This is a genomic window from Pseudomonas sp. DC3200b2 (assembly GCF_049895785.1).
In the GTDB taxonomy this organism is placed as follows: Bacteria; Pseudomonadota; Gammaproteobacteria; order Pseudomonadales; family Pseudomonadaceae; genus Aquipseudomonas; species Aquipseudomonas massiliensis.
The window spans coordinates 602,170-626,904 of the sequence record NZ_JAFCTA010000002.1 but is presented as its reverse complement, the minus strand read 5'-3'; the positions used below and the strand labels follow the sequence as shown (position 1 = coordinate 626,904).

Annotated in this window: 19 protein-coding genes and 3 pseudogenes; 11 read left to right on the top strand and 11 right to left on the bottom strand. The window is 63.5% G+C overall.

Annotated features, from left to right (window positions below; all coding sequences use genetic code 11):
- Nucleotides 1-5: 5 nt before the first annotated feature.
- Entirely contained in the window at nucleotides 6-2,573 is a 2,568-nt protein-coding gene (locus ACP691_RS08580) for a glycosyl hydrolase family 28-related protein (RefSeq protein ID WP_426199417.1), read from the top strand.
- A 70-nt stretch (nucleotides 2,574-2,643) separates the two neighbouring features.
- Here ACP691_RS08580 and ACP691_RS08575 read toward each other — a convergent pair whose 3' ends face one another.
- The 4 genes from ACP691_RS08575 to ACP691_RS08560 all read right to left on the bottom strand — a co-directional run bounded on the left by ACP691_RS08575 (nucleotide 2,644) and on the right by ACP691_RS08560 (nucleotide 6,956).
- The gene (locus ACP691_RS08575; RefSeq protein ID WP_426199415.1) at nucleotides 2,644-5,166 is read right to left on the bottom strand and encodes a response regulator; all 2,523 of its coding nucleotides are present in this window, start codon (nucleotides 5,164-5,166) and stop codon (nucleotides 2,644-2,646) included.
- Between the two features lie 5 nt (nucleotides 5,167-5,171).
- Entirely contained in the window at nucleotides 5,172-5,477 is a 306-nt protein-coding gene (locus ACP691_RS08570) for a DUF6482 family protein (RefSeq protein WP_426199413.1), read from the bottom strand.
- Nucleotides 5,478-5,788: 311 nt separating this feature from the next.
- Nucleotides 5,789-6,118, bottom strand: a complete 330-nt coding sequence (locus ACP691_RS08565; RefSeq protein WP_426199411.1) for a hypothetical protein — start codon at nucleotides 6,116-6,118, stop codon at nucleotides 5,789-5,791.
- Between the two features lie 388 nt (nucleotides 6,119-6,506).
- Entirely contained in the window at nucleotides 6,507-6,956 is a 450-nt protein-coding gene (locus tag ACP691_RS08560) for an acyl-CoA thioesterase (protein WP_426199410.1), read from the bottom strand.
- A gap of 238 nt (nucleotides 6,957-7,194) precedes the next feature.
- Here ACP691_RS08560 and ACP691_RS08555 point away from each other — a divergent pair, with 238 nt between their 5' ends.
- Together ACP691_RS08555 and ACP691_RS08550 are read left to right on the top strand one after the other, a co-directional pair.
- Nucleotides 7,195-8,607 carry a serralysin family metalloprotease gene (locus tag ACP691_RS08555; protein WP_426199408.1) on the top strand — a complete coding sequence of 471 codons (1,413 nt, stop codon included), beginning with the start codon at nucleotides 7,195-7,197 and terminating at the stop codon, nucleotides 8,605-8,607.
- The gene (locus ACP691_RS08550) at nucleotides 8,591-8,980 is read left to right on the top strand and encodes an AprI/Inh family metalloprotease inhibitor (RefSeq protein ID WP_426199406.1); all 390 of its coding nucleotides are present in this window, start codon (nucleotides 8,591-8,593) and stop codon (nucleotides 8,978-8,980) included. The genes ACP691_RS08555 and ACP691_RS08550 overlap by 17 nt, the downstream gene beginning before the upstream one ends.
- A gap of 11 nt (nucleotides 8,981-8,991) precedes the next feature.
- On the opposite strand, the pseudogene ACP691_RS08545 reads toward ACP691_RS08550, so the two are convergent.
- The 4 genes and pseudogenes from ACP691_RS08545 to ACP691_RS08530 all read right to left on the bottom strand — a co-directional run.
- Nucleotides 8,992-9,429 (bottom strand): annotated as a pseudogene (locus ACP691_RS08545) (methyl-accepting chemotaxis protein); the annotation flags it as partial.
- Between the two features lie 105 nt (nucleotides 9,430-9,534).
- A pseudogene (locus tag ACP691_RS08540) lies at nucleotides 9,535-10,305 on the bottom strand (PAS domain-containing protein); the annotation flags it as partial.
- A gap of 106 nt (nucleotides 10,306-10,411) precedes the next feature.
- A complete protein-coding gene (locus tag ACP691_RS08535) occupies nucleotides 10,412-11,521 on the bottom strand; it encodes an SMP-30/gluconolactonase/LRE family protein (protein WP_426199404.1) in 1,110 nt (369 codons plus the stop codon).
- A gap of 83 nt (nucleotides 11,522-11,604) precedes the next feature.
- Complete coding sequence (locus tag ACP691_RS08530) at nucleotides 11,605-12,723, bottom strand: site-specific integrase (RefSeq protein ID WP_426199402.1); 1,119 nt, start codon at nucleotides 12,721-12,723, stop codon at nucleotides 11,605-11,607.
- An 87-nt stretch (nucleotides 12,724-12,810) separates the two neighbouring features.
- Between ACP691_RS08530 and ACP691_RS08525 the strand changes: the two genes are divergently transcribed.
- The 4 genes from ACP691_RS08525 to ACP691_RS08510 all read left to right on the top strand — a co-directional run bounded on the left by ACP691_RS08525 (nucleotide 12,811) and on the right by ACP691_RS08510 (nucleotide 18,517).
- Entirely contained in the window at nucleotides 12,811-13,803 is a 993-nt protein-coding gene (locus tag ACP691_RS08525; protein ID WP_426199400.1) for a DNA-binding protein, read from the top strand.
- Between the two features lie 74 nt (nucleotides 13,804-13,877).
- Nucleotides 13,878-14,882, top strand: coding sequence for a DNA-binding protein (locus ACP691_RS08520; RefSeq protein ID WP_426199398.1), 1,005 nt, complete (start codon nucleotides 13,878-13,880; stop codon nucleotides 14,880-14,882).
- A gap of 556 nt (nucleotides 14,883-15,438) precedes the next feature.
- Nucleotides 15,439-16,134: a response regulator gene (locus ACP691_RS08515; RefSeq protein WP_426199397.1), complete on the top strand. Its 696-nt coding sequence runs from the start codon at nucleotides 15,439-15,441 to the stop codon at nucleotides 16,132-16,134.
- A 49-nt stretch (nucleotides 16,135-16,183) separates the two neighbouring features.
- Complete coding sequence (locus tag ACP691_RS08510) at nucleotides 16,184-18,517, top strand: ATP-binding protein (RefSeq protein ID WP_426199395.1); 2,334 nt, start codon at nucleotides 16,184-16,186, stop codon at nucleotides 18,515-18,517.
- 34 nt (nucleotides 18,518-18,551) lie between these two features.
- On the opposite strand, the gene ACP691_RS08505 is transcribed toward ACP691_RS08510, so the two are convergent.
- The 3 genes and pseudogenes from ACP691_RS08505 to ACP691_RS08495 form a co-directional block, all read right to left on the bottom strand.
- Nucleotides 18,552-19,340: a methyl-accepting chemotaxis protein gene (locus ACP691_RS08505; protein WP_426199652.1), complete on the bottom strand. Its 789-nt coding sequence runs from the start codon at nucleotides 19,338-19,340 to the stop codon at nucleotides 18,552-18,554.
- A 69-nt stretch (nucleotides 19,341-19,409) separates the two neighbouring features.
- A pseudogene (locus tag ACP691_RS08500) lies at nucleotides 19,410-20,183 on the bottom strand (MCP four helix bundle domain-containing protein); the annotation flags it as partial.
- A gap of 112 nt (nucleotides 20,184-20,295) precedes the next feature.
- Nucleotides 20,296-20,721 (bottom strand): c-type cytochrome, encoded by a 426-nt coding sequence (locus ACP691_RS08495; RefSeq protein WP_426199393.1) that lies wholly within the window; start codon nucleotides 20,719-20,721, stop codon nucleotides 20,296-20,298.
- Nucleotides 20,722-20,884: 163 nt separating this feature from the next.
- On the opposite strand from ACP691_RS08495, the gene ACP691_RS08490 reads away from it, so the two are divergent.
- From ACP691_RS08490 to ACP691_RS08475, 4 genes are all read left to right on the top strand, one after another.
- Entirely contained in the window at nucleotides 20,885-21,952 is a 1,068-nt protein-coding gene (locus tag ACP691_RS08490; RefSeq protein WP_426199391.1) for a M42 family peptidase, read from the top strand.
- Between the two features lie 62 nt (nucleotides 21,953-22,014).
- Entirely contained in the window at nucleotides 22,015-22,785 is a 771-nt protein-coding gene (locus tag ACP691_RS08485; RefSeq protein WP_426199650.1) for an OBAP family protein, read from the top strand.
- A gap of 135 nt (nucleotides 22,786-22,920) precedes the next feature.
- Nucleotides 22,921-23,205: a hypothetical protein gene (locus tag ACP691_RS08480; RefSeq protein WP_426199389.1), complete on the top strand. Its 285-nt coding sequence runs from the start codon at nucleotides 22,921-22,923 to the stop codon at nucleotides 23,203-23,205.
- Between the two features lie 129 nt (nucleotides 23,206-23,334).
- Entirely contained in the window at nucleotides 23,335-24,735 is a 1,401-nt protein-coding gene (locus ACP691_RS08475) for an MATE family efflux transporter (protein WP_426199387.1), read from the top strand.

Below are 24,735 nucleotides of genomic sequence, written 5' to 3'. Positions count from 1 at the left end.
ACTGCATGACCGACGTATTCGATATCCGTGACTATGGCGCCAAGGGCGATGGCACTACCGACGACACCGCGGCAATCCAGAAAGCCATCAACGCCGCCGCGGCCGCCGGTGGGGGGAAGGTCTACGTACCCAGTGGCACCTGGGTGGTATCTGACAGTGACGGTTCCGGCAATGCCCTGGCCCTGAAGAGCAACGTGACGCTGAGCGGGGACGGTGCCGGAGAAACCGTCCTCAAGCTGGCCGACAGCGCGGATGGCGATACCACCTCTCTGCTCGGCGTAGCGGCGGGCGCCACCCTTCGCGATGCCCAGGTCAGCAACCTGACCCTCGACGGCAGCCAGGCCGATGGCGGCGGGCAGGTCAGTGGCTGGTCGCAAAGTGGCGCCAACAGCGTGACCAACCTGGTGCTCGACGGGGTAACCGCCACTGGTTTCAGTGGCAACGGCTTCGACCTGTCCAGCGCGGCGGTCAACCTCACCGTGCGTAACAGTACCGCCAGTGACAACGGCCTGGACGGGTTTTCCCTGGGCGGGTCGCTGCCGGCGCTGACGTTCCAGGACAACCAGGCGCTGAACAACGAACGCAACGGGATCAACGTCGTGCTGGGCAGCGAAGCGCTGTCCCTTGCCGACAACAATGCTTCGGGCAATGGCGCCGACGGCATCTACGTCCATAACGAAAATGGCGTGGACACCGGCTACTTCAGTGTCATCGGCGGCAGCGTGTCGGAAAATGGCGGTGATGGGGTGCGTGTGCGCGGCATCGAGTATGGCGGCGTCTATCGCATGGAGATCCACGACAACGGCGGTTCCGGGGTAGACCTGCAGGGGACGACTCATGTGGAAGTCGCCGACAACATCATCCATGACAATGCCCAGGCCGGGGCCACCGCGGAAGTGGCCATCCGCAGCCAGGGCACGACCAATGGCAGCCAGAACTTCGTCTACGACAACATCATCACCGGCGGGGCCAACGCGACCTGGGGCGTGGCCGAGATCCCTTCCAACAGCGCCGGAGTGGATGGCAGCCTGATCTTCGGCAACGTGATCAACGGGGCCCAGGCGGGCGACATCAACGCGGTCGGTAGCGAGAGCCAGGTCACCAACAATAGCGATGTGCTGATTCTACGAGGCAGCGCGGGTGCCGATGCCCTGAACGGAAGCCGTTCGGCCGAACTCATTTCCGGCGGTGATGGCAACGACCGTATCAACGGGGCGGCCGGTGATGATGTGATCAGCGGCGGCGCGGGGGCCGATCAGCTCACCGGCGGTAGCGGTAGCGACGTGTTCCGCTTCAGCCAGGTCAGTGACAGCTACCGGGCCGGCAACACCTCTTACATCGACCGCATCAGCGATTTCGACGATGCCCGTGATCGGCTGGATCTGACTGCCCTGGGCCTGACCGGGCTTGGCGATGGTCACAATGGGACGCTCAAGGTCACTTATAACGCCAAGACCGATACGACCTATCTCTCCAGCCTGGATGCCGATGCTGACGGCAATCGCTTCCAACTCGCCTTGAGCGGCAATCACCTGGCTACCCTGGGGGCGGACAACTTCTTCAGCCTCACTACGGGCACCGCCCACAATGATACCCTGGTGGGCACCACCGCCGACGATACGCTGGCCGGCGCGGCGGGTCGCGATTCGCTCTCCGGTGATGGCGGCGCCGATCGCTTGCTGGGCGGCAGCGGCGGCGACACCCTCACCGGCGGCTCCGGAGCGGATACCTTCGTCTACACCAGTCTGAGCGACAGCTACCGCAACGATGCCAGTGGCAGCTATGCGCAGCGCGACCTTATCGTCGACTTCAACAGCAACGGCCACGACCGCATTGACCTCACCGCCCTGGGCTTCACCGGTTTGGGCAACGGTTTTGACGGTACGCTCAAGGTGGTCCTGAACCTGGCTGGTGACTATACCGCGCTCAAGTCCCTGGAGCCGGACGCCAATGGCAACCGTTTCGAGATCCTGCTCAAGGGCAATCACCTGTACGACCTTACCGCGACCAACGTCCTGTTCGCTAACCCGGACAGCACCCAGACAGACAGCTCGCAACCGATTCCTCATCTTGACCTGAGTGGCACGTCCACCGCCGATACCCTCTATGGGGACTGGGGCGATGACAGCCTGTATGGGCTGGCGGGCAACGACACCCTTGGCGGCAGCGTTGGTGACGACCTGCTGGTGGGTGGGGCGGGCAGCGATCGCCTCACGGGTGGTTCGGGCGCCGATACGTTCCGCTTCGACAGCGTTGGCGATAGCTATGCCGGCTCCGCGGACCTGATCACCGACTTTTCCGTGCAGCGGGACCTGCTCGACGTTTCGGCGCTGGGCTTCACTGGGCTGGGGGATGGAACCGATGGCACGCTCAAGGTCACCTACAACGCCAGCAGCGACCGGACCTATGTCCGCAGCAGCGAAGCGGACGCCGATGGTCACAAGTTTCAGGTGACCCTGGTCGGGGACTACAGCCACATCCTGAGCGACGACCAGTTCGTCTTCGCGTCGTCCGACACCACTGCGCAAGTGCAGCTGCTGGGCGTGGCGGCCGAGACGGACCATACGGCCTGATCAGCTCCGGACCGTCCGGCGTCGGGTCGCTGGCCTGCCAGCGGCCCGGGCTTGTGCATGTTCCTCGGCGTCAAGAGGCGATCAGGCTACGGATGCGTCGGGCCAGACTGTCCACGGAGAACGGCTTGGTGAGCACATGCATGCCGTCCTGGGGATTGCCGTTCTCGAAGACGCTGGACTCAGCATAGCCGGTGATGAACAGAACCTTCAGGTCGGGCCGTCTTACCCGGGCGGCATCGGCCATCTGCCGGCCGTTCATGCCGCCCGGCAAGCCCACGTCGGTGATCAGCAGGTCGATCTTCAGGCTCGAATTGAGAATCTGCAGACCCGAGCGGCCGTCCGCGGCTTCCACCGCCTGGTAGCCCAGGTCCTCCAGTACCTCGGTGATCATGATGCGCACAGTGGGTTCGTCATCGACGATCAGCACGGTTTCGCCGACTTCGGCCCGCGGCGGTGCGCCCATGGGCAGCGTAGGAACCTCCTGGACCTGCCCGCTATGGCGCGGTAGATATAAGGTTACGACGCAGCCGCGACCCGGCTGGGAGTGGATGCGCGCCTGTCCGCCGGACTGTCGAATGAACCCGTAAATCATCGATAGGCCCAAGCCTGTGCCCATGCCGATGGGCTTGGTAGTGAAAAAGGGCTCGAAGGCCTTGGCCGCCACTTCGGGGGCCATGCCCGTGCCGGTGTCCGATACCGCCAGGGCCACGTATTCTCCGGCCTCCAGGTCGAAGGTCTGGGCGCCACGCTCATCGATGCTGCGGTTGCGGCTGCTGATGGTCAGGGTGCCGCCGTCGGGCATCGCGTCTCGCGCGTTGATGCACAGGTTGAGCAGCGCGTTTTCCAACTGGTGGGGGTCGATCAGCACGTTCCACAAGTCAGTGCTCAGGTCGCTGATGATGCTCACCGACGGCCCCATCGTCCGAGAGATCAGTTCTTCCATGCCCTTGACCAGGCGATTGACCTGGGTCGTCTTGGGCGCCAGCGTTTGTCGGCGGGAAAACGCCAGAAGCCGGTGTGTCAGCGCGGCGGCCCGTCGGCTGGCGCCCTGCGCGGCATTGATGTAACGGTCCAGATCCTGGGTGCGACCCTGGGCGATGCGGCTTTGCAGCAGTTCGAGGCTGCCGGAGATTCCCGTCAGCAGGTTGTTGAAGTCGTGGGCGATGCCGCCGGTGAGCTGGCCCACCGCTTCCATCTTCTGTGACTGCCGCAACTGCTCTTCCGAGCGCAGCAGCTCCCGTGTGCGCTCGGCCACCAGTTGTTCGAGCCGCGCATTGAGTTGTTGCAACTGGTGTTCGGCCCGGCGCCGTTCGATGGCGGTGCGGGTACGTTCGCCCAGCTCGCGGGTGAATTCGATGTCTTCCTGGCTCCAGCTTCGCGGGTGGGCGCTGTCGGCGAACATCAAGGCCACCAGGCGCGCATCCTCCATCAGCGGCACATTGAGGAAGGCCCGCGTCTGGTAGCGTTCGAAACGATCGGGGTAGGGGATGCGCGAGTCATCCAGGACATCCGTGACCGCGATCGACTTGCCCGTCATCAGCTCATCGACGTAGGTGCCCAGGTCATGCAGGTTATGCGGGCCGACCAGGGACGGGCGCCCATCGCTGGACCAGTCCCGCTGCACGTCCACCGTGCCGGACTCGGCGGATATCAGGCAGTAGCCGGCGCGGCTCGCCTCCAGCACATTGCCCAGGATCTCGGCGGCCACGGCGGCGATGTCATCCGGTTCGTCGAGGCCACGGAGCTGGTCGCTCAGATGCAGCAGCCCTTCTCGCCGCTGAGCCGCGCGGCGCAGTTCGCTGACGTCCTGGAAGATCACCATGAAGCGGTCCCCAGGGAGCGGATGGAGGCGGCCTTCATACCAGCGGCGCACATCATCGAGGGGGCGGATGAAAGGGCGCGACTGCCCGCTTTCAGCTACCCGTGCCGCGTCGGCGATCCAGCCTGGCGCCAGGTTCGGGAACAGTTCGCGCAGGGTACGGGCGCGCACGCCCTCCGCTGGACGGCCGAGCAAGGCGCAGCAAGCCGGGTTCACGTCCAGGAAACGCCAGTCGATGGCCTGGCCGGCGTCATCACGGATGACTTCGGCCAGGGCGAAGGCCTCGTCGAAGTGTTCGAACAGGCCACGCCAGTGGCGCTCGCTCTGCTCCAGGGCCTGCTCGGCGAGGCGCCGCTTGGTGATGTCGGTAAAGAGGATGGCGACCCGATGCTGCGAGGGTTCACCGATACGGGCTGCCTGGACCATGAAATGGCGCCCCATGGCCCTGGCTTCGTTTTCGAATTGCGCGGGCTCGCCAGTAAGGGCCACCCTGCCATACATCTCGAACCAATGGGCATCATGGTCCGGTACCAGGTCTCGCATCCAGCGACCTTCGGCCTGAGTCAGGCCGGTATGGGCTTCGAACGCGCGGTTGACGCTGAGAAAACGGTAGTCACTGGCCTGCCCCCTGTGATCGAAGCTGACTTCGATGATACAGAAGCCGATCTGGCTGGCATCGAACACATCACCCTTGAGCGCGCTGACTTCCGCGCGCAGCGTGGCATTCTCCGCCAGGAGCTGATCCCGAATCCCTTGCGCCGCGCGTACGTCCATAGGCTTCAGTGACTGTGCTTTAGCGGGATGCGTTCCCGGGAGTCGGTCGGCCCGCTGTCCTGGCCTACCATTTCGTCATACACGGCCGGCTGAACCACGTAGAGTTCGACCTGGTCGGGAACGTCCATCAGCAGCTTGCGGGCTTCATCCACAGAGGCTACATGGACCGTGTCGTCCTTGTCGTTGAGTATCCGCTGGGATGCGCCATCGACCACGGCATGGAGGGTGTAGGAGCCTCCTTCGACCGAGACCAGGTTCAGTTCCTGCACGGTACCGGCCTTTACCTGGCCTGCCAGATCTTTCAATTTCATCGTGTTGCCTCCTATGGGTGCTTCTCCATTCGAGGCAAGGGCCGTTCGTGAGTTCAGTGTAGCCTCCGTGCCGAGCGTGGCCAGTTCACAAGGCCAGGCGTGAGTCATTCGTCGGGCAGGGAGGGCGAGTTTGGCCAGGTGCATGCCGGACTCCTTTCCATGGTAGCGGCGATGGCCCGGTCATTGTGCAGGGTAAACGGGCCGTCGGCTAGCCGTGGCATGGAGAAAAGCGAATCGGCCAGGGATGGATGGCCGGCCGGCGCCTGGTGTTCGACAGGCACCGGCCGGCGCGGTGAAGCAGGGGTGGCTGGCTAGTAGTAGCGATCGATCAGATGTACCCCGTTTGCTTGCCTGGCGGTCTGCCATTCCTGCTTGAGGGTGTGCAATACCCGACTGACGAACTCTCGGTCCGCCGCGGCCTTGCGCCCCACGTAGCCCAGGCCGCGTCTGTAGGTCCGCAACCGCGCCCGCATGCTGGGGCGCTTGGTCTCGAAGTCCGCCTCGCCAGCATGAGGCGACAGGCCTTCCACATGGACCTGGCCGGACTCGCAGACCCAGAGGATATGGCTGTCGTTGCGGTCTTTGCGCCTGGCCAGCAACTGGGCCAGCTGATCGATGGTAGGTTCGTGGTTCAGATTCATATTCATAGTCCCTTGACCGCTCGTTGGTCTGTCTGGTGGGTGGTTTGAACCTGATGTAGCAAGCGGTCAATGACACTACACGTACATCGCGGGCGCAGGGCTTGACGCGGCTCGAACGGCGAACGGGGCAAAGGCAGAAGGGCCCACAAGAGTTCGAACATGCGCCAATGCCCGTGCCCGGATGCGGGCGCGATGCATCAGCCGAATCATTCTGCCTTGTGGGCAGGTACATCAGGAACAGCCCGGCGGCTCGCCGGACAGGCACAGAGTCGTAAACCTGCTCTCCCGATCAGGGAGACGGCCTAACTATGCAAAAGCCCAGGCGCGCCGTCAACGATTTTGTAGTGATATTTTTCATGCACTACATATTGTCGGACAATAGGGCTCGCTATTGTTCCTCGGGCTTCAGCAATGGGAGCAAGGCATGGCGCAATGGCGCGGGCAGGCCGGCAAGCGGTCGTCGGGCGCCTGCATCCACGTACACATGAATGAACTCTCCCTGGGCGGCCGGCTGATCGCTTCCTTGAACGAAAACCCCCAGCTGGTAGCGAACGCTGCTCGTGCCCAGGCTGCCCACGCGCAATCCGATCTCCAACTCCTGTGGGAAAGCCACCGAGGCGAAGTAGTCACAGTGGGTATGCACCACAAGGCCTACCCATTCAGCGTCCGGCCCTAGCAGGCCGCGCTCGAGCAACAGGCGGTTCACCGCGCTGTCGAACCAGCTGTAGTAAACGACATTGTTGACGTGTCCGTAGCAGTCGTTGTCCGCCCAGCGTGTCTGAACGGGCTGCCAGTAACTGAAGGCGCTACGAGGAAATGGTTGGGCTCGGTCTATCATAAGTGGGCCTTGTCTGCGTTCTTTCCTGCATCAGGTTAGTCGCTCAGGAGGCCCGGACAAGCTGCAAGCGCCAACCCTGAGCGGTAGGGCCAGGCAAAGGCCGGGCCTTTCGTCGCCTGCCATGGCAAACTCGGCCGTAAGCATGGCGGCCAGTCACCGGCTGTGCCAGCTTGAATATACCGGTGGGGGCGCAGATCGCCGCCGGACAAGCCGTTTTCATTAAAGTAGGGTTACCTCGATGTCCGACCTTGAGCTTGCCGCTGCCGCTGTTGATCTTTCCCTGCCAAGCAAGGCGTATCAGCGCCTCGATGAGTTCAGCCATTCCTATGACCGGGGCTCGGGCACGAACCAGGGGCATCCTTCCTATACCGTGGACGAGGCCGCGGCCCAGATAGACCGCTTCGGCTACCGCTTCAAGGACACGAACGCTGACGGTACGGTAACCCTTACCTACAGCTTCACCCAGGTACAACCCGCCAACTTCGATACTCACCTGGGCGAATTCATTGCCTTCAATGCTCAGCAACAGGCCCAGGCGAAGCTGGCGATGCGTTCCTGGGCCGACGTGGCGAACATCACCTTCACCCAGGCTGCCAGCGGTGGCGAGGGGCATTTGTCCCTGGCCAGCTATTCGGTGTCCAGCGGCGAGGCCGCCTTCGCCTACTATCCCACCAATGGCGCCCGGGACGGCGAGTCCTGGTACTGGGTCAGCGACCAGTATCAGTACAACGCCCAGGCCGGACTCAACAACTACGGCGGACAGACGCTGGTTCACGAAATCGGGCATAGCCTTGGCCTGGGGCATCCGGGCGATTACAACGCTTGGAACGGCATCCTCAGTTACCGGGATGACGCGGCCTATGCCGAGGATTCCCGCGCCTACAGCGTCATGAGCTACTGGGATGAATCCAATACCGGGCAGGACTTTGCAGGCGCCTATGCTTCAGCCCCGCTGATGGACGACATTGCCGCCATCCAGCGCTTGTATGGGGCGAACGAAAACACCCGTAGCGGAGGCACCGTCTACGGCTTCAACTCGAACAGCAACCGCGCGGAAAGCACGGCCACCTCGGCGTCAAGCGAATTGATCTTCTCGGTCTGGGATAGCGGCGGGGTGGATACCCTGGACTTCTCTGGCTACAGCATGAACCAGCGCATCGACCTTCACGCTGCAAGCTTCTCGGACGTGGGCGGGCTGGTGGGCAACGTCTCCATCGCCCAGGGGGTGACGCTCGAAAGGGCGATCGGTGGGGCGGGCAATGACTACCTGATCGGCAATGACGTGAGCAATACACTGACGGGTAATGCCGGCAACGACCTGCTGGCCGGCGAGGGCGGCGCGGATAAGCTCTGGGGTGGCGCGGGTGCGGATGTCTTCGTCTACTTCGCTCAGTCCGACTCCACGGCGGCATCGGCAGACCGTCTGATGGACTTTACCAGCGGGGAAGACCGCATCGACCTCTCCGGCCTTTCAGCTGTCGATGGTAGTCCGATCCATTTCAGCAACACCCTGGACGGGGCCGCCGGGGCGGCGGTGCTGCGCGATGCCAGTTATGGGACCCGGCTGTCAGTGGATTTCAATGGCGACCATACGGCCGATTTTGTCATCAAGATCCTTGGGGAAGCTCATAGCAGTGACTTCCTGGTCTGATGGCATCCGCGCCTGGGCAACCAGGGTGATCATGCTGGTCCCGCTGGGCATGACCGGCGCGTGGGCCAGCAGCCTCGCGCCGGCCAGTGTTACGACGATCGTGGGCACTTGGCGCATGGTGCTGGAGCAGCAGGGGCAGGCGTGCATGTTGCATCTGGCCGGTGATGGCTCGGCTGTCGGCGATCCGGCTGGATGTGAGGCCAAGGCCTCGGGGCGCGCGGGCGTGGCTCGATGGCGGAGCAAGCCAGACGGCCTGGCGCTGGTCGACGGTGAAGGGCGGGCCCTGTTGTTTCTCAGCCCGATCCCTGGGGGACGCTACCAGGGTTACACTCGGCAGGAAACGTCCGTTGTGCTGGAGCGCGTGGCGCCGTAACGGCGCTGGCGCTACTTCAGTTCCTGGGCGAAACGGTTGACGGCGTCCAGCACCTGGCGCGCGCCGTCCTGAATGTCGACGATCACCTCCCCGGCCTGGGTGGCCAGGGTCAGGCCCTGGACGGCTTGCTCGTTGCTCACCCCCATACTGCGGATGGCTTCATCCACCAGTTTCTGGTTCTGCTGTACCACCGTCACGATCTCTTCCGTGGCGGCGCTGGTACGGCCGGCCAGCTGCCTGACCTCGTCAGCCACCACGGCGAAGCCCCGCCCCTGTTCCCCGGCCCGGGCCGCTTCGATGGCGGCATTGAGTGCCAGCAGGTTGGTTTGCGCGGCGATACCGCCGATGGTCTGCACGATCGTGGTAATGGCCACGGATTGTTTGCCGATGGCGCCCATGACTTCGGTGGCATCGCGCAGGTCCGAGGAAATGCGCTCCATGGTAGCGACGGTCTCGCTGACTACGCTGGCCCCCTGGCGCGCGCTGACGTCCGTGCGCCGCGAAATGTCATGGGCTACGGCGGCCGCGTCACGCACTTCGACTTCACGAGTGACCTGGTCAGTGATCAGGGTCGCGAACTTGACCACCTTGCAGAGGCGATCCTGGGTGTCATAGACCGGGTTGTAGGTGGCCTCCAGCCAGACCTCTTTGCCTCGGCTGTCCATTCGGCGAAAACGTCCGGAGACGAACTCTCCACGATTGAGCTTCGCCCAGAACGCCTGGTAGTCAGGGGATGTCACTTCATCGGAGAAGCAGAAGACCTGGTGGTGCTTGCCGCGTATCTGCTCGACGGTATAGCCCATGGTGCGCAGGAATTGATCATTGGCGGTGACCACAGTACCGTCGGTATGGAACTCGATCACCGCGGTCGAGCGCAACAGTGCATCAATGAACGCGGCGTTTTCCTTGTTGCGCTCCTGCTCGGCGCTGACGTCAGTGCCGTAGCCTTCCACGTGCAAGAGCTTGCCATGGGAGTCGCGTACCGGCTGCCACTGGAAACGCAGCCAGGCGAGGCTGCCATCAGCGCGCAGGAAGCGGTAGTCGTCGGCGACCATTTCACCCTTGGCCACAGCCGTACGGAAGTTGTGATAGCAAGGCAGGTTCTTCACATAGGGCGGAACGATCTCGGCCATGAGCCGATCTTGCAGACGGTCGGCGGTATATCCCAGGGCGCGTGTGAAACGCTCGTTGAAAGTGATCATGCGAAATTCCGCGTCCAGGGTCACGGCGATCATGCCGGCGCGCATACCGTCTTTGAGTTGACGCAGCTGCGCCAATTCGACGGCCTGGTCTTGCAGCTGTCGCTTGAGGTGTTTGTTGAACATCAAAGTGTCACTCCTGTGCATGGCCAGGCTATCGGCAGGCACAGGAGTTCTTTAGGCGAGGCCCGGTTTTAGTGATCCAATCGTCAGAAAACGTTGCCGCGCTGCCTCAGCGCCGTTGCCCGAAGGTGGCATCCCGCGTATTGACATAGAGCGCATACAACGAATGCGAGCTTGTCATGAACAACCGATTGCCGGCAGCGCCGCCAAAACAGAGATTCGGGCAACGTTCGGGCAAGTGGATATGCCCGATGGCCTTGCCTTGCGGATTGAATACGCGTACCCCGTCAAGTTGCTCGGGCTTGGCTTCGCGCGCGCCCGTGCTACCCCAGCCGCACCACAAATTGCCGTCTTCGTCGCACTTGAGCCCGTCAAGCGCGCCGTAGTCCAGCCCTTCGATGTGCTTGCGACGATCGCCCAGCGTGCCGTCCGGGTTGACGGCGTAGGCCCATACCAGTCGGTTGGGCTTGGCCCGCCCTTCGACCACATAAAGGGTTTTCTCATCCGGCGAGAAACACAGACCGTTGGGGCCGGAGAAGTTTTCAATCACCCGGGTCACTTCAAGTGTCTGGCCATCGATGCGATACACCGCATCCGGCAGTTCAGGTGTGATCTTGTGGCCTTCATAGTTGTTGCCGGTCTGGAAGGGTGGGTCGGTGAACCAGATAGATCCGTCCCGCTTGACCACCACGTCGTTGGGGGAGTTGAAGCGCTTGCCCTCGAACCGCTCCGCCAGGACGGTAGTGCTGCCATCCGGTTCTGTGCGAGTGACGCGGCGACCTTCGCTACTGGTGGTGCTGCCCTCGCATACGATAAGGCGTCCCTGGAGGTCCCGGGTGAGGCCGTTGGAAAAGTTCGAGTTGTATCGGTATACCCCCAAGGAATCGCTGATCTCATCCCAGCGCATGATGCGGTTGTTCGGTACATCGCTGAACAGAAGGTATCTGCCATCGCCAGACCAGACCGGGCCTTCAGGCCAATGCAGTCCGCTTGCCAGGCGCTCGACGCCGGCGTTGAAGACCCGATAGGCCATGAAGCTGTTGTCCAGGATCTCGATCAGCGGGTCAGGATAACGTTGGCTCAGCGCTTCGGCGGCGTCCGCATTGCGAGGAAGCAGCCCAGCCCCTGCGCTGGCTGCCGCCACCGCCAGGGTGTGCTTCAGGAAACGACGGCGCGAGCTTTCCTGCGGGAGCGAAGGGGCATCTACGGAGTCATGCATTGGTAACCTCTGCTGTTGTTTTTATAAGCCACCCAACACTAGCACAGGTTATACGATGTCCTATCAGGGCGTAGAAAGACCAGTCACTCACTGGCACTGCCGGGTCCGGTTCGGCTCTTTTCCTCTGGGGCCGGGTCATCCAGCAGTCCCAGCGCGCGGCTGCGCAAGAGGCTGCCGGCCTGGAAATAGCTCATCACCGTATTGACGCTGCGGTGCTCAGTCATTGCCATCACTTCGCCAAGCGGTACGCCCTGACGACCCGCCTCGGTAACGAAGCCCGAACGCAAGCTATGGGCTGCCCAGTCGCCAACGAGCCCGGCCAGCCGGGCGCGGCGCTGCACAATGCGCGCTACCTGGTCCGCCGACAGGCCGGCGCTGCCCACTCGGCCACCTTTGTAGACCCGCCGAAACAGGGGGCCGGTCTCAGCCGGCGCCGCCGCCAGCCAGGCGGCCAATGCACTGGCGGCGGGGCCCGCCAAGGGTTTCTCCCGACGCCGCCCGCCCGTGTCTGTCTTGGTCACGCCGAGCGCGTAGAGCCAGGTGCTTTCGTCCAGGCGACGCACATCGGTCACTTGCAATCCCACCACCTCCGAGCGTCGACGGCCACCGCCGCTCCAGGCCAATAGCAACAGGGCGCGGTCGCGAATGCCGCGCACGCCGTCGGTGCAGGTGGCGAGCATCGCTTGCAGCGGTTCGCGAGCCACAGCGGTTTTCTTGCGTACTTCACGGCCATTGCGCACCTGGGCCTTATGGGCATCGCGCAGCAGTGTCCTCAGCGCGGCGCCTTCGGTCGGGCTCGGCCAGCCCTTGAGTTGATGCCATTTGCCAAGTACCGCCAGGCGATGGCGCACCGTGTTGTGGGCCAGGGGGCCGGGTCTGGCCTTGACCCCCGCCTGTACAAGGGCTTGGTCCACTACCGGTGGAAGAAGATGCAGCCATTGGCCCTCGCTCGGCCGCGCCAGATGATCGAGTACGAACTGCATTGCCATGTGCTCCGGTACCGGACTGTCGTGGAAGCCGCGGCCGTAGCGCAGTCGCAGCCAGCCCTCCCAGTACGCTACCGCCGACTTGTAACTGCGCAAGGTGTTCGGCGCCGTTCCTGCGGCCACGAAGCCGGCAATCGCTGCCTGGGCCTTGGCGTCCAGTTCCGTGGCCTCGAGAGGCTTTGAATCAGCTTCGAAAACAGGTATCGTATTATTCATTACGTTCAACGTATTTTAATTAAGATCAAATAATTGATGAGTCGGATAATACTTCATTATCAGACCTAATTTATCGAGGGTAGGGGCGTGGCGGTAGGGGTTCCAGAAGAAGACGTCTATGCCGCAGCTGACGCTGTGCTGGCACGAGGGGAGCGCCCCACCGTGGAGCGGGTTCGCCTGGAGCTGGGCCGGGGCAGCCCTGCGCGGGTCGGAGCCTTGCTCGATCAATGGTGGGACCGTCTCGCCCAGCGGCTGCGCGGCGAGACCCGCTTGCCCGCCTTGCCGAGCGAAGTGTCGGAGGCGTTCGTTGCGGTATGGCGTCACGCTGTCGGCTTGGCCCAGGCAATCGCTGAACAAACCCTGGAGCAGCAACGGCAGCTCCTCGCCCAGGAGCGGCTGCAACTCGCCCAAGCCGAGGATCAGGCCAGGCGAGAGGTGGCCGGCGCCCGGCAGCAGGTCAATGCGGCCGAGTCTGCGCGCCGCGCTGTAGAGACCCGCCTGACAGACCTGGAACGCTTGCTGGAAGAGCGACAGGCGCAGATCGACGATCTGCATGCTCAGCGTGAAGCGCTGCAGCAAGGGCAAGCGCTTGCCGCGCAACAGATACAACAGATGCAGGCCACCTTGGACACCGCCCGGCGTCAGGCCGAAGAAGCCCGTCTGGCGCAGGAGGCCTACGTGCGGGGCGTAGAGGAGCGCGCCCATCGGGAGGTCGATCGAGCTCGCGAAGAGAGCAAGGCACGCGCGGCAGAGTTGAAGGAGGCGCGGCTGCAGCTGGCTGATTTTCAACAGCGCCAGGCCTCGATCCTTGTGCAATTGACTGAAGCCCAGCAGCAGGCGGTGATCGCCCAGGGCCAGGCCACGCAGGCGCGAGAGGAGCGGCTTCAGCGCGCGATGGAAGCCGAGCACGCGCAGACGGCCCTACAGGCACGCCTGAGCCAGGCGCAAGAAGCCTTGGAAGCGGCTCGTCGGGAGGCGGCTGTGCAGCACGCTCGCGCCGATACGCTGCAGGCCCAGTTCAGCCAGCTGAGTGAGCGCCTGGCCCGGCGCAAGCCGGCCAGCCCTCGCTCGGGTGGCTAGCACGCACTAGCACTGGCTACCTAAAACGCCGGACAATACATGGCTGCAAGCTATCAATTCACCCTGGGGGACCTATGGCACGTGGCGGTATCGATAAGGCATCGGTGGACAAGGCGCGCAAGGCGCTCTTGGCCAAGGGGCAGAACCCCAGTATCGATGCCATTCGGATCGAGCTGGGCAACACCGGGTCCAAGAGCACCATTCACCGCTACCTCAAGGAGCTGGACCAGGCTGAAGGAACCCTGGCCGAAGGCATGGGCAGCATCAGCGACACGCTGAGCGAACTGGTCGGCGCCTTGGCCCAGCGGCTGCATGATGAAGCCCAGGCGCGCATCGACACGGCCCAGGAAGCGTTCGATACACACCGGGCTCGCCTGCAAGGCACCTTGAACGACCAGGCCGAGCGACTTGCTCAGCTGGAGCGGACTCTCGCCGATCGTGACCTGGCCCTGGCTGGCGCCGGTGAGCAAATCACGCGATTGCAAGAAACCATCCAGGCTGCCCGCCTGGACAATGCGCGGTTGAGCCAGGCCCGAGAGGACTTGCAATCCCGGCTCGCTGACCAGCAAAGTCAGGCAAGCGCCTGGGAGGGCAAGCATCAGCAGGCCGTGGAGGCGTTGCGGCAGGAACGGCTGGACAGCCAGGCACTGCGTGAGCAAGAGCGGCGCCGTCATGAGGCGATTGCGATGGGCTTGCAGGAAGAGTTGCGGCAGGCTCAGGCCGGGCTAAAGGCGGCACAGGAGGCACTCACCCAGCGGGACAGCGACTCTCGGCACCTGCGCGCAGCCTTGGAGCAGGGTGAGGCGCGGGAGCAAGAAGCACAGGCTCGGATCGCTGCGCTCCAGGGAGAATTGGCCAAGCTGGCAGCGTTGCGAGGTCAGGCCGAAGGGTCGCGGGACGCGCTAAGCCAGCAATTGGCGCAAGAACGTGAACAGGCCAGGGAGGCAGCGGCAAAGCACCTGGCGCACACCAGCGAACTGGCTGAAGCGCGCGCGCGTATCGGCTGGCTCGAGCAAGCCCTTGCCCAGGCGCATGCCCAGGCGCAAGCGCAGCGGGCCAGGAAAGGTTCAAAGACCTGAGGCAGAAAAAATAGCCACCGCGCCATGGGTGCGGTGGCCAACTTATCACCAAAGGACGAAGGAGAAAGGCGCCGGACGGCGGGGGGTATTTGCCGGCGACCTCAGCTTCGGGGTAAACCTTAACACTGATCGATCGCCCTACTTAATCAGCCTTGTTGATAGCAGTTATCGGTCGTATGCATGAATTGCGCTAGTATTGCCCGGCATCGAGCAGGCAGAATTCTGGAGAAAAGTGTTTCAAAATCAGTAAATTAAGATCATTCCGATACAACTGGATACAGGTGCGACCTAAAGTGCCTGCCTGTTCTACGGCAAGCCTTCGGCACGGGAAGCATGATCCAGGGTTTCTCCGCTTCGGTCTTCAGGCTAAGCTCTGAAAACAGGAGCTGTCCCGAGCCAAGCCTTCCGGCGAACTCCCTTAAGGAGCGCCTTCAGGGCGCCATGAACCGAAAGTTTCGAGGCTTGGCAGCATGAAAGATTCCGCACCTGTACCGCACACTCAGGGCAGTCCCATCCCAAGGCCGGCCCAAGCGCCTGTTTCGCCGAGGTGGCTCGCATGAAGAAATATGCGGCGCCCCTGCGCCTGATGCTGCTGGATGACCATGAATTCATCCTCCACGGGATGTCGCACCTGCTTGGCGACCAGCCCGACCTCCGCGTTCTGAGCACCCATACCAACAGTCATTCGCTGCTGGCCGCGCTGCGTGCCAACGAAGTGGACATGGTGGTCATCGATTACGCACTAAGCCCTGGTGAAGTCGATGGCCTGAACCTGATAAAGGCCATTCGCACCCGGTATCCCAAGGTGGCGGTGGTGGTGATTTCATCCCTGCACACACCGGCCACGGTCGCGCTCTCGCTGCGTTGCGGCGCTACAGGGTTCGTCGGCAAGGAACTCGGCGCCCAGGAATTGCTCAAGGCCATTCGCACCGTGGCGGGTGGCGAGATCTACCTGCACCCTGACATGGAAGGGGAACTGCTGCGCAACAATGTCGCTACCTTGCCCCTGGCGGCCCAGGACGACACGGAAACCCCACCCGCCGCCGCATTGGTTTCCACCCATTCATTGACCCCCCGTGAACGCGAGGTGTTGCGCTGCTGCCTGGACGGTCTTTCGGTGACGGCCATCGCATCCAAGTTTTCTCGCAGCATCAAGACGATCAGCGCTCAGAAACAGTCGGCCTACCGCAAGCTCGGCCTGCGTACCGACCATGAGTTGTTCAAGATCAGCTCACAGCTGGAAGGCCGGTAAGGTGTTCCGGTGGTGCGGCTGCCTAGCGGCCGCCATTCTCTGGCCCAGCATGGCGAGCGCGCAGCTGTTCACGGAGCAGGAGCAGGCGTGGATACGCGAGCACCCGGTAGTCCGTTATGCCATTGACCCGTACTGGCCCATGGAATACCGCGACAACAAAGGTCGGCATCAAGGCCTGACCCGGGAATATATCGACTATGTGCAGGAAACCACGGGGCTGGTGTTTCAGGAGGTGCCCAGCCCGAACCTGCAGCACAGCCTGGATATGATCGGGCGCGGCGAGCTGGACCTGCTGCCCGCCGTATCGACGCACCTCCTGGATGATGAATTCGGTCACCGCCTGCTCTATAGCGACCCCTATTTCGTCGGGGCTTCGGTCATCATCACCAAGGCGGCCAGCCCCATCGCCTACAGCCCGGCCAAGCTGGAGGGTCAACTGGTAGCCGTCAAGCGGGGCGGCAATTATGAACGCTACCTGAGCCGACACTATTCGGGCATTCATCTGTTGCTGCTCGACGAAGCCGAGGACGCCCTCGCCGCGGTAGACGAAGGCACCGCCGACGCGGTCGTTGGCCTCGATCAGGCGCTACGGCCCCTGGTGCGACGCAAGTACTTCGATCAACTGCACTTGTCCGGCGTGATTTCCGAGATGCCCGCGGTCATCGCCATGGGCATTTCACCGCGCGAGCCTGTGCTCAAGGCGATCATCGACAAGAGTCTTGCCACCCTGACCTCCCGAGCCACTGACCAGATGCAGGCCCGCTGGATCGCGCAGACGGATTTTGGCGCGCCCTCGTGGTCAACCCTGCTGCGTTACTATCGTGGCGAGCTGCTCGGGTTGGCGCTGTGTGTACTGTTGCTGGTGTTGTTCGCTCGCAATGCTACCCGGGCCCGCCGCGAGGCCCAGCGCAGCGAGGAAGCCAAGTCGGCGTTCCTGGCGATGATGACCCACGAGATCCGTACACCGATGAACGCCATCCTGTCGTCCATCGAGCTGCTGAGGCGCACGCCCCTGCAAGCGCGACAGGAACAATTGGCAAGCCTGGCGGCATCCGCCGCTGGAAACCTGCTGGAATTGCTCGATGATGTGCTCAGTCTGTCCCGCTTGCAGGCTCGCCAGGTTCAACTCGACCCGCAACCGACCGAACTCTGGGCCCTGGCCGAAGCTGTCGCCGACATTCATCGGCTCGGCGCGAACCAGAAGGGCGTCGCCCTGGCGTTCGTGCACGAAGGGCCCGCACCGGCCCTGGTGCGCATCGACCCCGTGCGTACCCGCCAGATCCTCAACAACCTGCTGTCCAACGCGGTCAAGTTCACCCATCAAGGGCGGATCGAATTGCGCATGCGCCTCACCTTGGGCGCTATGCCGTGCCTTCATGTGGAAGTCGCTGACACCGGTATCGGCATCGACCCGCAACGCCAGGCCCAGGTATTCCAGCCATTCGTGCAAGCCGAGAATTCCACCAGCCGCCGCTATGGAGGCAGTGGCCTGGGGTTGGCCATCTGTAAAGACCTGGTCGCCTTGATGGAAGGCGATATCGGCTTGCGTAGCCAGGCGGGCGAGGGGACGACCGTCTGGTTCAGGGTGCCCGTGCAGTGGCTGGGCGATGAGAAAGAGCCTGGCAACTCGGTCGAGGTGCCCGCGGATGACGTCGCAACCGTTTCCAGCCAGACGGAGCGCAAGATACTGCTGGTCGAAGACCACGTGGTGAACCAACAGGCCATCAGCCTGCAGCTCGAAGCCCTGGGCTATGGCTGCGAGCTTGTGGCCGACGGGCCTGCTGCTTTGGCCAGGCTGGAACATCAGCCACTGTTCGACGCCATCCTGATGGACTGCCACTTGCCTGGCATGGATGGCTATGAGGTGACCCGGCGGATTCGCGAACTGGAGCGTCGGGCAGGCCGGCGGCGCACCCCGGTGCTGGCCATCTCGGCAGCCACCGATGATGCTCATCGTGAGCGGGTCTTTGCCAGCGAAATGGATGGCAGCTTGAGCAAGCCCTTGCGCCTGGCCGAGCTGGAGTCACTGTTGGACCTCTGGATCAGCGAGCCGGCCTCCGACCTCCCCGGTGTACCGTCGGTGGACAGCCGGCTTGTCCAGGTATTCATCGACAGCACCGAGGCGGACCTGCTTGGCCTGGCGGCCGCCCTCGAGGCCGGCGATGCCGCGCAGGCAGCCCACCAGGCACACCGCATTCACGGCGCGGCGCTGATGGTGGGCGCCAACGAGGTCGCAAGCCTGGCGGCGGCCCTGGAGGCATCTTTGGCCGAGCCTGGGGGCGGCTCCAGCGGCCCGCAGCCTCTGGATGCGCTGCGTGCCGCCTTGCGTCGGTACAGGAAGGTCAGGCCGGCGGAGCAGGTGTCAGCCAGCGAACGGCTGTGATTTCAGGCTGGACAGTACGGTCGCGGCGCCCCTGTCACAGCCTGAAGCGCAGCAGCGTGCCATTGAGGGCTACCGCCAGACGCGACAGGTCATTGCCGGCGGCCGCGGTCTGCTGCGCGCCGGCGGCGGTCTGGATCGACAGATCGCGGATGCTGACCAGGCTACGGTCCACTTCCCTGGCGACCTGGGCCTGCTGTTCAGTCGCCGAGGCGATATTCAGGTTACGGGCGTTGATCTGCGCAATGGCGTGGTTGATATCGACCAGGGCAGCGCCGGCCGCTTCGGCCACGCTTACGCTGATGCGTGCCCGCTCGCTGCTGTCATTCATGGACTTTACCGCCTTGTCGGCACCGGCCTGAATGCCCACGACCATTTCCTCGATCTGCGCGGTGGACTGCTGGGTCCGATGGGCAAGGGCGCGTACCTCATCGGCGACTACCGCGAAGCCACGTCCGGCTTCACCGGCGCGTGCGGCTTCGATGGCGGCGTTGAGCGCCAACAGGTTGGTCTGCTCAGCCACACCGCGAATCACTTCCAGTACGCCGCCAATGCTTCGCACCTGGCCGGCGAGGGCATCGAGTTCCTCGGCGGCGCGGTCGACCGCGCCTTGCACGTCGTTGATCGCATGCACGGTCTGGCCCACCTGACGTTGACCGTGCTCGGCGGCCGTGCTCGAGGCTCGCGCCGCCTCGGAGGCCAGCACTGCATTGCTGGCCACTTCTTCCACGGCGGCCGACATCTGGTTCATGGCGGTGGCGGACTGGGCGATTTCGTCGTTCTGCCGTTGGATGCCGCGCAGAGCATCGTCAGTGACGGCGGCCATTTCCTCGGAGGTGGAGGCCAGGCGGGTCGAGGAATCCCTCAGCTCGCCCAGGGTCACTCGCAGGTTCGCCTGCATCTGTGCCAGGGCGCCCAGCAGGCGACCCGGTTCGTCCTGTGCGTCCGCGGCCACGGGCTGGCTCAAGTCATTGTCGGCGATGCGCTCGGCCACACCCAGGGCACGGCTGATAGGGCTCACCAGGCTACGGGTGAAGAATGTCGCCAGGGCCACGGTCGCCGCCAGCGCGAGCAGGATCACGACAATGGTGACTTCCTTGGCCTGTTGGTAGGTAGCCGTGGCATTGACCTCCTCACGTTTGACCTTGCCGTCGATCAAGCCATTGAGCCGGTCGATCAACCCTTGGACCTGCTCGGCGGCCAGGGTCATCTCGCCACCGCTGGCGGTCAGGGCGACGATGGTCGCGTCCTGGTTGGCCCGCACAGCGGTAAGGTAGCGGTCATGTACCTCCAGGTAGGTCCGGGTCGCGCGTACCAGCTCCGCGTAGGCCGCCTGGCCCTGCTGACTGATCAATAGCGGGCGCAGGACCTCCAGATCGCTGTTCAACGCTGCCCGGGCACCTTGAATTCGCTGCTCGGCGGAGGCGATGGTGGCGCTGTCCTTGGCCAAACGCAGGCTGCTGTTGAACAGGCGGATGGAGAGCAGATCGTTGCGCAGTTGGTCGATGGTCTGCACGCTCGGCAACACATTGAGTTGCAGAACCCGCTGGGATTCCCGTATGGCAGATACCTGTCCCAGGGAGAACAGGCCGAAGCCCAGCACCAGCAGGGCGAAGAAACCGAAGCACAGCAACGAACGTTGAGCGATGCGCAATTGACGTAAGAACATACAACCCCCAGTCGATAAGTACTTCTATTATCGGCTGAAACGCTACAGCTTTAATGTGGCACGGCACACATCTGGATAATAGCTATGTGCCATAGCCGATCGGCGGCTGCGATCATGGAGTCTGGGTTGGGGACAATGCAGGGGCGGGGAGATCCTGAGCCTCGGACTGCGAAGCAAGATAGGCCATCAGATCGGAGAGCTTCTGATCGCTGCCAATCCACCAAAAGTTCATCCGCGTGCCCGGCACCACGCCCTTGGGGTCATCGATGTAAGCCTTGAGCTTGTCCGGCGTCCAGACGAAGCCGGCATTCTTCAAGGCAGTAGAGTACTGGTAGCCCGGGTCGCTGCCGGCCTGGCGACCGACCACTCCGGTGAGGGCCGGGCCGAAGGCCGACTGCGCGCCCGGGCCAATGGTATGGCAGCCACCGCAGCGGCCCTTGAACAGCGCGCGACCGGCTTCCACATCGCCTTCGGCCATCGCATTGGCTTGAACGCCAAGCAGAAACAGCAGTAGGGCAAGGCTACATCGGTTGATCATGGCGGTATCCGTGGCGGAAATCGCAGTCATAAATACGATGGATGCTCGCCGCTTGCAAGCAGCAGGCTCGTGACCGGATGTCGCAGCCGGGCCCGGGAAGGATGCCTGAACCCCTGTCGGCCGCGGATGGTCTACCCAGGGACTCTTGCAATCAGGCATTACGATGGAACGACAGCAATGGATCGAGCTGCTGCAGAAGCTGTTGCTCGCGCGTGGCCCTGGAGGCCAGGAAGATGAAGTGCGCCAAGTCTGCGCTGAGGCGTTGGAAGGCGTCTGTGATGAACTACGAGTGGACCCGGCCGGCAACCTGATCGGGGTTATCCGGGCAGTCGCCCCGGCGCCGCCGGAGTCAGCCATCAAGCTAATGGCTCACCTGGATGAAATCGCGATGGTGGTCAAGCTTGTCGATGCCGATGGCACTCTTCAGGTAACCGCGCTTGGCGGTGCCCAACCCATCAGCTTCGGCGCCTGCCCGGTGGACATCCTCGCCGACGGAGACAGCTTGCCCGGCGTGCTTTCATTCGGCTCCATGCATAACAGCGGCGCGAGCCAGCAGGGTCGCGACGTGCTAAGCGGCCAGGTGGCCTGGAGCGACGTGCACGTGGTCACTCGGCTCAGTCGTGAAGCCCTGGTCGCGCGCGGCGTGCGGCCAGGCAGTCGGGTAGTGCTGAGCCAGCATTGGCGGCAGCTGTTTCGCGTCAATGATGCCTTGGCGGCGCACTTCATGGACGACCGGGCGCCACTGGTGGCCCTCATATTAACGGCGCATGGGCTGGCCAGGCGTCGCGAGGCGCTGCGCCAGGACGTCTGGTTCGTATGTACGACCCTTGAGGAAGAGTCCAATGCCGGCGCCATGTACGCGGCGGCGCGCCTGCCCGGCGAGACCACCATCGCCGTGGAGGTAGGCCCGGTGCTGGAGGAATACGGCACGCGGCTGTCAGCGGAGCCTATCATCAATACCGGGGACCAGAAAGGCTATTACACCCGTAGCCTGGTACAGGGGCTCGTCGCCGCCACGGAGGCGGCCGGCGTTGGCTCGCAGGTCGCCCTGCTGGTGGATTTTGCCTCCGACGCCAGCGCGGTCATGAGTGCGGGGCACTGTGCCCGAGGTGGCTGCATCGCCATTCCCACCGAAAATACCCATGGCTACGAGGTGGTACTGGAAGCGGGCATCGAGGCTTGCGCCGCTACCCTGGTCGAATTCGCGCTGGCCAACCCAGCCGCAACATAAGGAGGTTCAGGATGACCAGGCTACGGTTCAGGTCTCTCCATCACACTCGCCGGCTGGCTTCCATGCTGGGCTTGAGCCTGCTGGTCGGGTGCGCCGGCCATGATACCCATTCAGATGTCACCGCGCCGGGGGCGCCCGCCAGCCCCTCCACCCGCGCCCTTGATGCAGGCGCCGACCTGCTGCAAAGCCGTCCGCCCGTCGACGCCTTGAATGCCTACCTCGATGGCTTCCACTTCTACAATGGCCACCCCGGCATGCAGATGGAGGCTCATCACTATTGCGCCGTGCTCAACGAGGAGCTGATCCAGTGCGTGATCTATGACGGCAACCAGAAGGATGCCAAGCTGATGGGCGTGGAATACATCATCAGCGCCCAGCGCTATGCCAGCTTGCCATCGGCCGAAAAGCCCCTATGGCACAGCCATGTCCACGAAGTGAAATCAGGCACCCTGGTAGCGCCCGGCTTGCCGGCGTCGGCCGAGCATGCGCTGATGGAAAAGCTGGTCGGTACCTATGGCAAGACCTGGCATACCTGGCATACCGATCTGGACAAGCAACTGCCGCTGGGAGTGCCGCAGTTGATGATGGGCTTTACCGCGGACGGGCAGGCCGACCCGGCCATGATCCAGCGCCGCGACCGCCGGCTGGGTATCAGCAGCGTCGATGAGAAGCGAGCCCGGGCCGATATCCCGGCGCCGGCGGTGGACCCGGGCGCTGATGCCTGGCAGCGTGGCAAGGTGGTTCAACTCGATGATCCTACCGGCCAGCACCTCAAGGCCTCGCAGGCCATGGAGCAGTCGCCCGGCAGTAATGCCCATTCCACTCACCCCTGAGGATCGTCGTCGGGAGATATCTCATTACCGTGAAGATGGCGCTTTGCCAAAGCGCCACTTCGTCGTACAGTCAGCCTTACTGTTGCCATGGTTGTCTTCCGTTGTCGTGGCCCTGAACGTTACGAGGGGAATGACATGCAGGACCAGGATCACGGCGCCAACGGCGGTGCCGCGGAAGCGATCAACCGGTTCTTCGACGAGTTGGCGGCGGTGCGAATGCCTCATGGAATAGCCTGGGGACACCAGACCCAGGTCAGCGAGTTGCGTGCCAAGGCCCTGCAAGCCATCGGCACCGATTACCTGAGCGAAGAACTGGTGGGCTACCTCAGCGGCCTGGCCGTGAGCGGCGCACTGACAGCGGATCAGGTAAGTCATTTCTCTCGACATCTGCGCACGCTCAAGCAGCATGGCTGGCTATAAGCCAATTCGGTGATGGCTTTCGTCGAGGCTGACCCCGCCTGACCGTTGGCGACTCCCGCGGTTGCGCTGAACTGGGCGGCCCCGTACCCTGAGCGCACCCGCCTCAATGGCCATTTGCCCTCAAGCGTTATGCCCCTGATACCCTCCAGCGTCCCGGAATGGCGGGCATCCCTGTCTGCGCGTGCCTGCGGTCGCTTCGTCCAGGGTTACGTCGGCGGCCACGTGCTGCGCCTGTGCGCGACCACCACGGCAAGCCTGCTGGCGGTGTTCGCGGTTGATATTCTGACCCTGGTCTATGTGGCCATGCTTCACGACCCCTTGCTGCTCGCGGCAGTGGGCGTGGCCAAGACGCTGGTGTTCCTCAACAGCGGGGTCATGTCCGGGCTGGTGACCACTGCCGGCGCCCAGTGGTCCGGCCGTATCGGCCGGCTGGGGCAGCACGTGAGAAGCCGCTGGGCGGCAAATCTGCTCTGGCTGGCCCTGGCGCTGTCCGGCGCCCTCGGTCTGCTCGAACTGGCCGTGGCGGAGCCGGCCATCGCCTGGTTCGGTGCCGACCCGGCTGTCTGGCAGGCCGGCAAGGCCTTCGCGATCTGCGCGGTACCCGCCGCCGCGCTCAGCTGCGTGATGCAACTGTGCGCCCAGTTGCTTAGGAGCGAAGGGTATCATCGCACCGCCCTCATGGTGGTTCTCAGCGGCGCGCTGAGTCTTGCGGCACTCGACCCGCTATTCATTTTCGCCTTTGGCATGGGCCTGCGCGGGGCTGGCATGGCCTATGCACTGTCGGCCGCCGTCGCTGCGGTCACCGGGATCACTCTCGTGGCTCGCCATATAGGACTACGCTGGGCGTGGCGGCCGGTCCTGTTTGTTGTGCATGCTCGTCCAGCCTTAAGGCTCGCCGTGCCCACGATGTTGGGTACGCTGGCCATGCCCTGCGCCGTTACCTACCTGATGCTGACGCTTTCCGGCTTTGGCGCCCCGGCCCTGGCCGCCATGGCTGTCATCGATCGTCTCCTGCAACTGGGTTATGCCTTCTACTTCGCCTTGCCCAATGCACTGACACCGGTGCTGGCGCAGAATCTTGGCGCGGGCCATTGGGAGAGGGCGCGACAGGCCTCGCGCTTTACACAGGGGCTCGTTGTGCTCTATGGTCTGGCCGCCTGGATACTGTTCACGGCCCTGGCCACCCCACTGGCCCGGCTGTTCGAACTGCCCACGGATGCACAGCCGCTGTTTCTGCTGTTCTGTCACTTCGGCGCCGGCCTGTGGGTGTTCTTCGGCCTGGACTTCGTCGCCCTGGCCAGCTTCCTGGCCCTGGGCAGGCCCTGGTGGGTCGCCGGGTTCGCCTGGCTACGCGCCAGTCTCGGCACCTGGCCGTTCGTGCATTTCGGCGCTCAGGCCTGGGGCGCGGGCGGGGCATTGCTGGGGATGTGGCTCGGAAATGCCCTGGTCGCCGCGCTGGCTGTCATGGCCGCCGGCATACTGATGCGGGCAGTCGCGACGCGCAACACTTCGGTTTCCATTTACTCCTAG